Origin of the sequence: Pseudomonas sp. 6D_7.1_Bac1, from assembly GCF_025465945.1 — a bacterium.
Lineage (GTDB): Bacteria > Pseudomonadota > Gammaproteobacteria > Pseudomonadales > Pseudomonadaceae > Aquipseudomonas.
Window position 1 is genome coordinate 181,233 of sequence record NZ_JANLNW010000051.1, and the last position, 13,755, is coordinate 194,987.

General features: G+C 59.8%; 9 protein-coding genes. 7 read left to right on the forward strand and 2 right to left on the reverse strand.

All coding sequences use genetic code 11. The annotated features are described in order from the left end of the window. Window positions 1-98: 98 nt before the first annotated feature. Together NTD87_RS12460 and NTD87_RS12465 are read left to right on the forward strand one after the other, a co-directional pair. A complete protein-coding gene (locus NTD87_RS12460; RefSeq protein ID WP_262114237.1) occupies window positions 99-1,907 on the forward strand; it encodes a monovalent cation:proton antiporter-2 (CPA2) family protein in 1,809 nt (602 codons plus the stop codon). Window positions 1,908-2,191: 284 nt separating this feature from the next. Continuing rightward, the gene (locus NTD87_RS12465) at window positions 2,192-3,295 is read left to right on the forward strand and encodes a DNA alkylation repair protein (RefSeq protein WP_262114238.1); all 1,104 of its coding nucleotides are present in this window, start codon (window positions 2,192-2,194) and stop codon (window positions 3,293-3,295) included. On the opposite strand, the gene NTD87_RS12470 is transcribed toward NTD87_RS12465, so the two are convergent. After that, on the reverse strand, window positions 3,285-4,184 hold the full coding sequence (locus NTD87_RS12470; protein WP_262114239.1) for a LysR family transcriptional regulator: 900 nt from the start codon (window positions 4,182-4,184) through the stop codon (window positions 3,285-3,287). The genes NTD87_RS12465 and NTD87_RS12470 overlap by 11 nt on opposite strands. Window positions 4,185-4,318: 134 nt before the next feature. Here NTD87_RS12470 and NTD87_RS12475 point away from each other — a divergent pair, with 134 nt between their 5' ends. Beyond that, a complete protein-coding gene (locus tag NTD87_RS12475; protein WP_262114240.1) occupies window positions 4,319-5,971 on the forward strand; it encodes a GMC family oxidoreductase in 1,653 nt (550 codons plus the stop codon). 250 nt (window positions 5,972-6,221) lie between these two features. Further along, on the forward strand, window positions 6,222-7,844 hold the full coding sequence (locus NTD87_RS12480) for an MFS transporter (protein ID WP_262114241.1): 1,623 nt from the start codon (window positions 6,222-6,224) through the stop codon (window positions 7,842-7,844). Window positions 7,845-7,926: 82 nt separating this feature from the next. Here the strand turns inward: NTD87_RS12480 and NTD87_RS12485 are convergent, their stop codons facing one another. Then, on the reverse strand, window positions 7,927-9,360 hold the full coding sequence (locus tag NTD87_RS12485) for a serralysin family metalloprotease (protein ID WP_262114242.1): 1,434 nt from the start codon (window positions 9,358-9,360) through the stop codon (window positions 7,927-7,929). A gap of 277 nt (window positions 9,361-9,637) precedes the next feature. Here NTD87_RS12485 and NTD87_RS12490 point away from each other — a divergent pair, with 277 nt between their 5' ends. The 3 genes from NTD87_RS12490 (at window position 9,638) to mgtA (ending at window position 13,678) form a co-directional block, all read left to right on the forward strand. Beyond that, entirely contained in the window at window positions 9,638-9,988 is a 351-nt protein-coding gene (locus tag NTD87_RS12490; protein WP_262114243.1) for a hypothetical protein, read from the forward strand. 403 nt (window positions 9,989-10,391) lie between these two features. Beyond that, window positions 10,392-10,679, forward strand: a complete 288-nt coding sequence (locus NTD87_RS12495; protein WP_262114244.1) for a hypothetical protein — start codon at window positions 10,392-10,394, stop codon at window positions 10,677-10,679. A gap of 284 nt (window positions 10,680-10,963) precedes the next feature. Continuing rightward, the gene (gene mgtA / locus NTD87_RS12500; RefSeq protein WP_262114245.1) at window positions 10,964-13,678 is read left to right on the forward strand and encodes a magnesium-translocating P-type ATPase; all 2,715 of its coding nucleotides are present in this window, start codon (window positions 10,964-10,966) and stop codon (window positions 13,676-13,678) included. Window positions 13,679-13,755: the final 77 nt, after the last annotated feature.

The window sequence follows — 13,755 nt, forward strand, 5'->3', positions numbered from 1 at the left end:
CGCGATAGCCGGTATTCATGACTGACTGATGCCGGTCCAGCCTTTATCCTTGACGCCTTTCTGATGTGTGTCGTTCTACGTATTTCCAGGAGTAAGCCATGCCCCATGAAGGCAACCTGTTGCAAGCCGCTGTGGTCTTTCTGTTCGCGGCGGTGCTCACCGTGCCTTTGGCCAAACGCCTGCAACTGGGCGCGGTATTGGGCTATCTGCTGGCCGGGGTCATCATCGGGCCCTCGGTGCTGGCGCTGATCGGCAACCCGCAAAGTGTCAGCCATATTTCCGAACTCGGCGTGGTCCTGTTGCTCTTCATTATCGGCCTTGAGCTGTCGCCACGACGGCTGTGGGTGATGCGCAAAGCGGTGTTCGGCGTCGGTCTGGCACAAGTGCTACTGACCGGTTCGGTGATCGGCGTGCTGGCGTTCTACGTGTTTGGCCAAGCACTCAACAGCGCGATCGTGCTCGGTCTGGGGCTGGCGTTGTCATCGACCGCGTTCGGTTTGCAAAGCCTGGCTGAACGCAAGGAGCTGACCAGCCCCCACGGTCGGTTGGCATTTGCCATTCTGCTGTTTCAGGACATCGCGGCGATCCCTCTGATCGCCATGGTGCCGCTGCTCGCCGGCAGTGATCACACCACCACGGCGGCCGAGAACTTGAACCATGTCCTGCGAGTGCTGGGTAGCATCGCGGTGGTGGTGATCGGTGGGCGTTACCTGTTGCGACCGGTGTTTCGTGTCGTTGCCAAAACCGGTCTGCCGGAAGTCTCGACCGCCACGGCGCTGCTGGTGGTGATCGGCACCGCGTGGCTGATGGACCTGGTCGGCGTGTCAATGGCGCTTGGCGCGTTCCTCGCCGGTTTGCTGCTGGCGGACTCGGAATACCGCCATGAACTGGAAGCACAGATCGAACCGTTCAAGGGCCTGCTGCTGGGGCTGTTTTTCATCAGCGTCGGCATGGGCGCCAACATCAGCCTGCTGTTCAGCGCCCCGGCGACCGTGCTGGGCCTGACCCTGCTGCTGATCATGCTCAAGCTGCCCCTGCTGTTTGTCGTCGGTCGGCTGGCCGGAGGCTTGAATCGCCTGAGTGCGCTGCGCTTGGGCATCGTGCTGGCGGCGGGCGGTGAGTTCGCGTTCGTGGTGTTCAAGATCGGCCGCGATCAGGGCCTGTTCGAACCACGCCTGTACGACCTTCAGGTGCTGACCATCACCCTGTCCATGGCCGTGACACCGCTGTTGCTGCTGATGTGCGGCCGACTGGTGAAGTCGAAAATCCAACCCGTCGCCGTGCCGCCGCACATGCGTGAAATCGACACCGACGCACCCCGCGTGGTGATCGCTGGCCTGGGCCGCATGGGACAGATCGTGGCGCGGATTCTGCGGGCGCAGAAAATCAAATTCGTCGCCCTCGACACCTCGGTGGAAACCATTGAGCTGACCCGCAGTTTTGGTGGCGTACCGGTGTTCTACGGCGACCCGATGCGCCCGGAAATTCTCAGCGCGGCCAAGGTCGGGCAGGCGGAGTTCTTTGTCATTGCCACCGATGACCCGGACACCAACATCAAGACCGCCGAGCTGGTGCGCAAGCTCTACCCGCACCTGAAAATCATCGCCCGTGCCCGTAACCGTCAGCATGTGCACCGTCTGGTCGACCTCGGTGCCGAAGCAATCCGGGAAACCTATTATTCAAGCCTGGAAATGAGTCGCCAGACCCTGCTCGGTCTGGGCCTGAGCCAGACCCAAGCCGATGCCCGCATCGAAACGTTCAAGCATCACGACGAACAAGTGCTCGAAGCCCAGCACGCGATCTACGACGATGCCGAAAAAGTCTTGCAGAGCGCCCAGGAAGCCCGGACCGAACTGGCGCGGCTGTTCGAGGCGGATCAGCTTGAGGAAGAGACTGTCAAACCTTGAAGCCCTCATCGTCGCATAGGTATCTACGCAACGTCGAAGTACGGTGAAGGACTATGTCCGTAGCAGCTGCCAAGCCTGCGAGGCTGCGTTCGAGGACGCAGTCCTCGCAAATCCTGCATATGTGGTTTGCCTGGAAGAGCGCGCTGTCTGATTTGACGACCGCTCCACGGCCGAACGCAGCCTCGCAGGCTCGGCAGCTGCTACGGGAGTTGGATCGCAAAGATGTATAGATACTTATGCTCATCGCGGTTTATCCGGTAACCGATTTTCGAAAGGAATCCTTGATGACCACCGCCGACCAAGCCTCCCCCGCTCTGAAAGAAATCTTCAACGCCGAGCGCTTGCAACACATCGCCACTGAACTGCGCGCGGTTTACCCGGCGTTCAACGCCAAGGCCTTCCTGAAACTGGCCAATGAAGGCCTGGCCGAGCTGTCGGTGATGCAGCGCATGGCGCGGGTTGGAGAATGCCTGCACGCGGTGTTGCCGCTGAACTATGAGCAGACACTGGAGGTGTTGCGCCCGCTCGCTCCGCGCCTGAACAGCAGTTTCGTCAGCATGTTCCTGCCCCAGTACGTCGCCACCTACGGTGCCCACGCGTTCGAATTGTCGATGGACGCACTCAAGTACTTCACCACGTTCGGTTCATCGGAATTCGCCATTCGGCATTTCCTGCGCAGCGACTTCGAGCGCTCGCTGGCGCTGATGTGCGACTGGTCGCGGGATGACAACGAACACGTCCGCCGCCTGGCCAGCGAAGGCAGTCGCCCGCGCCTGCCGTGGTCGTTTCGCCTGGAACCCTTACAAGCCGACCCGACGCTCGCCGCGCCGATCCTCGACAACCTCAAGGCCGACAGCAGCCTGTACGTGCGCAAGTCGGTGGCCAATCACCTCAACGACATCACCAAGGACCACCCCGAGTGGGCGCTGAGCCTGATCGAAGGCTGGTCGCTGGAGGACCCGCGCACTGCGTGGATCGCCAAGCACGCCCTGCGCAGCCTGATCAAACAGGGCAACCAACGAGCGCTGGCGATCATCGGCGCTGGCGGTAGACCCGAGGTCCAGATCCACAACCTCAAGGTTGAACCGGCAGTCATCTCGCTGGGCGAAACCATCACCCTGTCGTTCGACCTGCAATCGAGCACCCGTGACAGCCAGCGACTAGTGGTCGACTATGCCATCGACTACGTCAAAGCCTCGGGCGCTACCTCGACGAAAGTCTTCAAACTCAAAGGCCTCACCCTACCCGCCCACGCCCGCCAAACCCTCAGCCGCACCCAGCAGATCCGCGAACTGACCACCCGTAAACACTATGCGGGCACGCATGCGGTGCACATCATGATCAATGGCGAGCGACTGGGAAGCACCGCGTTCGACATCACCCCGTAGGATTCGTCCCGAGCAGCAGCGCCTGCTCGCGATCACACAACCCCACCACGTAATCCCACAGCACTCGCAGCCGCACTGACTTGTGCAATTCGCGGCGGGTGCTGATCCAGTAGCTGCGCTGGATGCTTTCGGCCGGTAGCAGCGGTACCAGTTCCGGGTCGCCGCTGGCCATGTAACACGGCAGCACGGCGATCCCCAAGCCTGAACGCGCCGCCTGTTGCTGGGCAATGACGCTGGTGCTGTGAAACACCACGTGAGGGCTGCGGCAGAAGCTGTTGAGGAACATCAACTCCTGACTGAACAACAGATCGTCGACGTAACCGATCCAGGCATGCCGCACCAGGTCTTCGCGGCTGCGCAAGGGTGGCGAGCGGTCGAGGTAGGCCTGAGTGGCGTAGAGCGCCAGGCGGTAATCGGTGAGTTTGCGAGTGACCAGCATGTCGGCGGCCGGGCGTTCCAGGTGAATGCTGATCTCGGCTTCGCGGTTGAGGATGCTGACAAAACGCGGTACCGCCACCAGCTCCACTTCCAGCCCCGGATAGCGATCAAACAAGCCCTGCATGCGACTGGCGAGGAACATGATGCCCAAGCCTTCGGTCACACCGACGCGGATCTTGCCCAGCGGCGCGCTGGACTGGGTGATTTCTTCCTGAGCCAGCAAGGCAACGTTTTCCATGGCCTCGGCGTGTTTGAGCAATGCTTCGCCGGCCGGGGTCAGTTCGTAGCCCTGGGCTTGCTGGACAAACAGTGCGGTGCCGAGACTCTTTTCGATCGCCTCGATGTGCCGTGCCACCGTGGCATGAGTGGTTTTCAAGCGCCGGGCGGCAGTCAACAAGCGACCGCTGCGTTGCAATTCGAGAAAGAACCGCAGGTCATTCCAGTCGAACATCAGCCTTCCTTGAATGCTTGAATGAACTTTGCTGTTTAAAAACGCACAGCAGCTGAGCAAAAACTAACATTCTTTTGCCGAAAACTAACAACTAGGATGGATCCCAATAAGAACAACACGCTGCGAGGTCATGGATGCAACCTGCCGTTGATGCATACGATTACATCGTGGTCGGCGCCGGGCCGGCCGGTTGCCTGCTGGCCAATCGACTCTCCGCCAACCCGCAACACCGGGTGCTGCTGCTCGAAGCCGGCGGGCGCGATAACTACCCATGGATTCACATCCCGGTCGGTTACCTGTTCTGCATCGGCAACCCGCGCACCGACTGGTGCTTCAAGACCCAAGCGCAAACCGGCCTGCAAGGCCGCAGCCTGAGCTACCCGCGCGGCAAGGTGCTGGGCGGTAGCTCTTCGATCAACGGCATGATCTACATGCGCGGCCAGGCCGGCGACTACGACCGCTGGGCTGCCGAGGGCAACCCCGGCTGGAGCTGGAACGACGTACTGCCGCTGTTCAAACAGAGCGAAAACCATTTTGCCGGCGACTCGGCGTTTCACGGCGCTGCCGGGGAATGGCGCGTCGAACGTCAGCGCCTGTCGTGGCCTATTCTTGACGCCTTCCGCAGCGCTGCCGAACAAACCGGCATCGCCAGCATCGATGACTTCAACCAGGGCGACAACGAAGGTTGCGGCTACTTCCAGGTCAACCAGAAGGCCGGCGTACGCTGGAACGCCGCCAAGGCCTTTCTCAAACCGATTCGCCATCGACCGAACCTCACGGTGCTGACCGACGTTGAAGTCGACCGCGTGCTGCTGGAAAACGGCCGGGCATCGGTAATCAGTGCTCGCTGGAAAGGTCAGACCAGGACCTTTCGCGCACAACGGGAAATTATCCTCAGCGCTGGCTCCGTCGGCTCGCCGAGTATCCTGCAGCGCTCCGGAATCGGCCCCGGCAGCCTGCTCAAACGCCTGGGGATCGGCGTTGTCCACGAACTCAATGGGGTCGGCGGCAACCTGCAGGATCACTTGCAGTTGCGGTTGATCTATAAGCTTGAAAACGCCCGGACCCTGAACCAGATCGCGGGCAGCCTGTGGGGCAAGATGGGCATGGGCCTGCGTTATTTGTACGACCGCAGCGGCCCGTTATCAATGGCGCCGAGTCAGCTCGGCGCGTTCGCCCGCTCCGGGCCGGAACAGACCTCAGCCAACCTCGAATACCACGTCCAGCCGCTGTCGCTCGAACGCTTCGGCGAACCTCTGCATGCGTTCCCGGCATTCACCGCGTCGGTGTGCGACCTGCGCCCGCAAAGCCGTGGCCGGGTGGAAATTGGTTCGGCCGACCCGCAGCAGGCGCCGCTGATTCAGCCCAATTACCTGAGCCATCCCGAGGACCTGCGCGTGGCCGCCGATGCCATTCGCCTGACCCGACGTATCGTTGCCGCGCCGGCCTTGCAACCGTTCAAACCGGTCGAATACCTGCCGGGCGATGCCTTGCAAAGCGAAGAACAACTGCACGAAGCCGCCGCGCGCATCGGCACGACGATCTTCCATCCCGTGGGCACCTGCCGCATGGGCAACGACGCAGACGCGGTGGTCGACGCCCAGTTGCGGGTCCACGGCATTCCCGGCCTGCGCGTTGCCGATGCGTCGATCATGCCGCACATCACCTCGGGCAATACCTGCTCGCCTACACTGATGATTGCCGAGAAAGCGGCGCAGCTGATTCTCGCCGCATCGACCCTCAGGTATCTGCACAACGTTGAAATAGGTGAACAACTATGTCCGTAGCAGCTGCCGAGCCCGCGAGGCTGCGTTCGAGGACGAAGTCCTCGCAAATCCTGAGCCCACGATTTGCCAGGAAGAGTGCGTTACCTGACTCGACGACGGCTTCGCCGCCGAACGCAGCCTCGCGGGCTCGGCAGCTGCTACGGGGGGTGGGACAGAAAGATGTGTAGATGCAATGGAATAGCAGCGCCAGCCCACAAGGCCGGCGCTGACAGTGGAACAACAATAAGTAAACACTGTGAGGGATACCGACATGTCAGAACAGGCTCAAACCATCGCCGCGACGCTCAGCGCCGGCACCAGCAAGGACACCCAGAAAGTCATCTTCGCCTCGTCCCTCGGGACGGTGTTCGAGTGGTATGACTTCTTCCTCTACGGCGCCCTCGCGGCGGTGATCAGTAAACAGTTTTTCGCCGGGGTCAACGACACCACGGCGTTCATCTTTGCGCTGATGGCCTTCGCCGCCGGCTTCATCGTGCGGCCGTTCGGCGCGCTGGTGTTTGGTCGCCTGGGAGACATGATCGGGCGCAAATATACGTTCCTCGCGACGATCATCCTGATGGGCCTGGCAACGTTCTGCGTCGGTCTGTTGCCGACCTACGCCAGCATCGGGATTGCCGCGCCGATCATTCTGGTGGTGCTGCGCATGCTCCAGGGTCTGGCACTGGGCGGTGAATACGGTGGCGCGGCAACCTACGTCGCCGAGCACGCGCCGCTCGGTAAACGCGGCTTCCACACCAGCTGGATTCAGTCCACCGCCACCCTCGGTTTACTGCTGTCGTTACTGGTAGTGCTCGGTTGCCGCTACTTCACGGGGGATCAGTTCGAAGTCTGGGGCTGGCGCATTCCGTTCCTGCTGTCGATCGTTCTACTGGGCATTTCAACCTGGATTCGCCTGAGCCTGCACGAGTCGCCGGCCTTCTTGAAAATGAAAGAGGAAGGCAAGGGCTGCAAAGCGCCGATCCGCGAATCCTTCGGCAACTGGGAAAACCTGAGAGTGGTGCTGATCGCGCTGTTCAGCATCAACGCCGGGCAAGCAGTGACCTTCTACGCCGCGCAGTTCTACGTGTTGTTCTTCCTCACCCAGTTCCTGAAGATGGACCCGGCCCTGGCCAATACCTTGCTAATCATCAGCGTGGTAATCGGCGCGCCGTTCTTCATTTTCTTCGGCTGGCTGTCTGACCGGGTCGGGCGCAAACCGGTCCTGATGCTGGGCCTGCTGCTGGCGACCGCGCTGTACTTTCCGATTTTCAAAACCCTGGCCCACTACGCCAACCCGGCCATCGACCGGGCCAGCCAACAGGCACCGATCACCGTACTGGCCGATCCGGCCACCTGCACCTTCCAGTTCGACCCGGTGGGCAAGGCGCGTTTTGACAGCCCTTGCGACAAGGTCAAAACCTTCCTGGTCAAGCAAGGCCTGCCTTACAGCAGCGAAGCCGCCCCTGCGGGCAGCGCGGTGCAAGTGAGCGTTGGCGACGTGAAGATCGATGGTTACGACGAGGCGGCCCTGCGCGGTGCCGTAACCCTCGCCGGCTACCCGCAACAGGCAGACACGCAGCTCATCAACAAACCCATGATCGTGGCGCTGATCGTCGCGCTGATCATCATCTCCGCGATGTGCTACGGTCCGTTGGCAGCGCTGATGGTCGAACTGTTCCCGACGCGCATCCGCTACACCTCGATGTCCCTGCCCTATCACATCGGCAACGGCTGGTTTGGGGGGTTCCTGCCGACCGTGTCGTTCGCGCTGGTGGTGTACACCGGGGATATTTTCTATGGCTTGTGGTACCCGGTGCTGATCACCGGCGTGAGCCTGGTGGTGGGCATGATCTGCCTGCGTGAGACGAAAAACGTGGACCTGAACAAAAACTGACGGCATAAAAAAGTCCGCCCATGTTGGCCCTGGGCGGACTTCTACTTCACAGAACCGCGTCTGCGGTTCTTGTCATCAGAGTTTAGGCCACAATGTCCGTGGTTGCCGCCTGGCCCACCACACCCAGTGCAAAATCCACCGCACCGTGGCCGGTCAGGTCGACATACAGGCTGGTCTGGTTGGTCTGGGCGAAGTAAGTCAGGATTGCATCGCCGGCATGGCCGGTGAAGCCGCTGACGAAGTTCAGCGTGGCAGCGCCAGAGGAGAACTGCGCGATGCCCGACAGGTCGATTTTGTCCTCACCGCTGGTGAAATCCATGATCCAGTCTGGCGCGGTCATGGTCGAGTCGGACGCCGTACCGTAGACGAAGGTGTCCGCCCCGGCTCCGCCCCACAAGGTATCGCCGCCACCGCCACCGTAGATGATGTCGTTACCGGCACCGCCCATGATCAGGTTGGCCACCGCGTTGCCGATCAGCAGGTCATTGCCCGAACCACCGATGGCGTTTTCCACGGTCACGCCGTGGGCGATGGACACGTTGCCGACCAGACCGCCGACATCAGAGAACGAACCTTCATTGAGGTTGATCTTCTGATTCTGATTGAAGCCGGAAAAATCCAGGGTGTCGTTGCCGCCACCGTCCCACACCGAGAACACCACTTTGGAATCAGACGAGGTGGCACTGTAGAAGTCGCGACCGGCGTTGGAGTGGAAGCCGTAGACCGTATCATCGGCACGGGTGCCGAGGTTGGCACCGTAGAGCTTTTGCACCGCGACAATGTCGTCCATCAACGGAGCTGACGCATAAGCACCACTGCCGTCCTTGCTGAAGTTCTGACCGGTGTTGCTCTCACTCCAGTAGCTCATGAGGCTGTAGCCACGGGTGTCCTGAGCATAGGTCACGTCGTTATAGGTCGGGTTGCCGTTGCCTGCGTTATAGACGCCAGGATGGGACAGGCCCAGGCTGTGGCCGATTTCGTGGGTCAAGGTCTGACGACCGTAGTTGTTGGTGCCCGGCGTCTCATTGACCCGATACTGATCGTTGATCAGGTACCAGGACTGGCCATCGTAGCTGCCACCCGAAGGCAAGTAGGCGAACGCCGCACCGCCGGTGCTGACATCGTAGTTACCGAAACTCAGGTGCCCGTCGCCGCCCGTCGCCCCTTCCTTGAACGTCACGTTGGCGACGTCCGACCAGGATTGCAGAGAGAGTTTCGCCTGGGCTTTCTGCAGATCGCTGAACTCGCTGAAATGGCCCAGCTTCGTGTTGTAGTTCGCAGGCGCCGAGGACATGAAACTGAAGCTCAGTTCGACTTTGCCGTTGCCATCATTATCGTGCCAGGACAGGTTTTTACGCAGAATCTGATCGGCCGCTTGATCCGCTGTGAATGACGGCTTGCCGTTGATCAACTCAGTGCCACCGCGATCATACAAATGGCTGAAGGCATCGACCTGGCTGTAGGCCGAACTGACCTGCCCTGCAGGAATGACGGCTTTTGCTTTGGCTTGTGACATCACTACGTCCTTGTTTCAAATAATCGGTTCCGATAGACCACGGCGACCCCTTCGCGAGATCGTCCTATCACTCGCCCTGTTGAAGGCGTAACAAAACTGACACAGGTTGAAGTGACGGGGCTATTGAATTTTTAGATAGCGGCCCGCTCAAGGGCAAAGCGCCACGCCCCGATTGGCCTGACTGACGGTACGCCCCTTTATCGTCAGCCCATTGACGTCCTCTCCCGGCAAGCGCCAGATAATGAGTCCGGCAATGTTCGGACAAGGGTGGTTCAACATGGCAAAAGTCACCGTTTTGGCAGGAGATTTTCTACAAGGCGATAGTGAATACCGTGAAGGGGCGTTCCGGCTGAAAACCCCTTTCAAACCTAACCAAGGAACCAAAGTACAGGCTTCGGCGTTCAGAACCGTGGAGGTTGCGTCCCAGGATTCTACCAACAAGGGTGCCATTGGCTACGGCATCGCGGGCGCCTTGCTGCTTGGCCCCGTCGGGGCAATCGCAGGCTACCTGATGGCCGGCAGGGAGACTGAGATCACGTTCATCGCCACCTTCAAGGATGGCAGCAAGCTGTTGGCGGCAACTGACAGCGACACGTATCGGGATATATCCCGACACGTGAGCCATTAAAATTGCGCACCAACCCTCGTGCTCATGACATTCAGCCGTAATGTCGTGAGCACTTTCGTTTAAACATCGATAACTATCGAATATAACTATTCTGATATTTTCTACTATGCTCATCAACTCCAGTCCTTACCTGTCTAATACCTAAACAGAGTGGTTTTGATGTTGACTTCAGCGGCCTGCCTCAGTACATTGCGCGGGCCGGTAACTCAGGCCTTTTTTCAACTCACAAAAGAATCCAATGGACACAGTATCTAGACGCTGTCTGGCTGATGCGAATTCGCAGAGCTGGGCACTTAACCCAGAAAATGACGGGACTCGACTCTTCGGTCGGGTGAGCTGCGCTAGGGCTTGACGCTCCATCGTAACTTGCCTCTCCGGCGTCAGTCCGGTTGCGAGGCATGTTATGAACTTCAAATCTGCTGTAATGCCAGGTGTACGCGCCTTCGCCTCGACGATGCGCGTAAAACTCTGCCGTGAGCGCCCTGTGGCGACTCGCTCTCCATTCTCCCCCTCTTCGCACACTCAGGCTCACCTGCGTGCCAATTGGCGCGTCTGCCCGTCGACCGGCCAACTCCAGCAACGCTGGAGCGTCGACGAAAGCCAGGAACCACCGAGTCGGTGCTTTGCGCACCTGCTGCAGCAGGCCAGCCTGATGCTGGGCCTGTACCTCGGAGCGCGCACTTTCAGCTGATCTGAAAGTACTTCCACGCCGTGAACCAGCGTTTTCCTTAATAAGGAATTCGGCAACTTTCTATTGCCCGCTTAAACACACATTTATTGGAAACCGTTATGGACGAAGCCAGTTGTAGGTTCGCTGTATACCGTTTGTTATTGGGTATGCAGCGAACGTTAAAACATAAAAAACACAACGCCCTGAATCGATCGCTTACTTGCGCTTCGACATACTTTCGCTCGCCTTTAATTAGCTGAGTTGTCTGTGTGTCGTGCCGCAAGCCTGCGGCAGGAGTACACACAATGACCGCTGTAAAAAATCGAAACACATTTACCCAAGGCGCCACGAGCGACGACACCAAGCTGTCGATGCGCGCAGCCCGTGAGGCACAACACGGCCTCGCAGTCACCCTCGCCAACGTGAAAGCCTCCAGCGACGGCCTGACCGAACTCGATGCAGAAGGCCGTCTGCAACGCGAAGGCTTTAACGAAGTGGCCCATGACAAGCCGCCTCATGCGCTGGTGCAGTTGCTGCTGGCCTTCAACAACCCCTTCATCTACGTCCTGATGACACTGACCGTCATCAGTTTCGTCACAGAATTCTGGCTGCCCCTTCAAGCCGGCGAAGAAACCGACCTCACTGGCGTAATCATCGTGCTGGTGATGGTGTTGGCAAGCGGCCTGATGCGCTTCTGGCAAGAACACCGTTCAGCCAAGTCCGCCGAAGCCCTCAAGGCCATGGTCCGCACCACCGCCACCGTGCTGCGGCGCGAGCAGATGGGCATGAAGCCCAAGCTGCGCGAAGTACCTATGCGTGAACTGGTGACAGGCGACATCGTTCAGCTGTCCGCTGGCGACATGATTCCGGCCGACATTCGTTTGATCGAATCCCGCGACCTGTTCATCAGCCAGGCGGTGCTGACCGGCGAAGCCTTGCCGGTCGAGAAGTACGACACCTTGGGCAACGTCGCACAGAAGTCCGCTTCAGCGACGCCGGCTGATCAGTCCAACCTGCTGGATCTGCCGAACATCTGCTTCATGGGCACCAACGTGGTCAGCGGCACCGCCAAAGCGGTGGTGGTCGCGACCGGTTCACGCACGTACTTCGGCTCACTGGCCAAAGCCATCGTCGGCTCCCGCGTGCAAACTGCCTTCGACCGCGGGGTGAACAGCGTCAGTTGGCTGTTGATCCGTTTCATGCTGGTCATGGTGCCGATCGTCTTCCTGCTCAACGGTTTCTCCAAAGGCGACTGGACCGACGCATTCATGTTTGCCCTCGCGGTGGCGGTAGGCCTGACCCCGGAAATGCTGCCGATGATTGTCAGCGCCAACCTCGCCAAGGGCGCGATGGCGATGGCTAAACGCAAAGTCGTGGTCAAACGCCTCAATGCGATTCAGAACTTCGGCTCGATGGACGTGCTCTGCACCGACAAGACCGGCACCCTGACTCAGGACAAGATCATCCTGGAACACCACGTCGACATCAGTGGCAAGCGCGACGATTCGATCCTTGAACTGGCGTGGCTCAACAGCCATCACCAGAGCGGTATGAGAAACCTGATGGACCAGGCGGTGGTGCAGTTCGCCGAACGCAACCCGAAGTTCAAGATACCGTTCGCCTACAGCAAGATCGATGAGCTGCCGTTCGACTTCATCCGTCGTCGTCTGTCGATCATCGTCAAGGACAGCCGCGACGATCATCTGATGGTGTGCAAGGGTGCAGTGGAGGAGATGCTGAGCATTTCCAGCCACATCCACGAAAATGGTGTGGTCGTTGCACTCGATGAGCAGCGTCGCAAAGAGCTGCTGGCGATGGCCAACGAGTACAACGAAGACGGTTTCCGGGTGCTGGTGGTGGCGACTCGCGAGATCCCGAAAGCCCAGAGCAAAAGCCAGTACAAGACGAGCGACGAACGCGAACTGGTGATCCGTGGCTTCCTGACCTTCCTCGATCCACCGAAGGAAACCGCTGGCCCGGCGATTGCCGCGCTGCGCGACATGGGAGTCAGCGTCAAGGTACTGACCGGCGACAACGCCGTGGTGACCTGCAAGATCTGCCGCGAAGTCGGGCTGGAGCCAGGCACGCCGCTGCTCGGGCAAGACATCGAGAAGATGGACGAGTCGACCCTCAAGCTGCGGGTCGAAGAGCGCACGGTGTTTGCCAAGCTCACGCCGCTGCAGAAGTCCCGGGTGCTCAAGGCCTTGCAGTCGAACGGTCACACCGTGGGCTTCCTCGGCGACGGCATCAACGACGCCCCTGCCCTGCGTGACGCCGACGTCGGTATTTCGGTCGACAGCGGCACCGATATTGCCAAGGAATCGGCCGATATCATCCTGCTGGAAAAGAGCCTGATGGTGCTCGAAGAAGGCGTGCTCAAAGGGCGCGAGACCTTCGGCAACATCATGAAGTACCTGAACATGACCGCCAGCTCGAACTTCGGCAACGTCTTTTCGGTGTTGGTGGCCAGTGCCTTCATCCCGTTCCTGCCGATGCTGTCGATTCATCTGCTGCTGCAAAACCTGATGTACGACATCTCTCAGCTGGCGCTGCCGTGGGACAAGATGGACAAGGAATACCTGAGCAAACCGCGCAAGTGGGATGCCAAGAACATCGGGCGCTTCATGCTGTGGATCGGGCCGACCTCGTCGATCTTCGACATGACCACCTTCGCCCTGATGTGGTACGTGTTCTCGGCCAACAGCGTGGAAATGCAGACCCTGTTCCAGTCCGGCTGGTTCATCGAAGGGTTGCTGTCGCAGACGCTGGTGGTGCACATGCTGCGTACCCAGAAGATCCCGTTCTTCCAAAGCACCGCGGCATTGCCGGTGATCCTGATGACCGGACTGGTGATGGTGCTGGGCATCTACATCCCGTTCTCGCCACTCGGCACTCTGGTCGGCCTGCAACCGCTGCCATGGCAGTACTTCCCATGGCTGGTGGGCACCCTGCTCAGCTACTGCGTGTTCGCTCAGCTGATGAAGACCTTCTACATCCGCCGCTTCAAGCAATGGTTCTAAGGGCCTGACCCAGGCGCGGCCGGCGAGTGACGCCGGCCGCACCCTCACTCAACGGCGCCCAGGACGCTGTGGGTTTT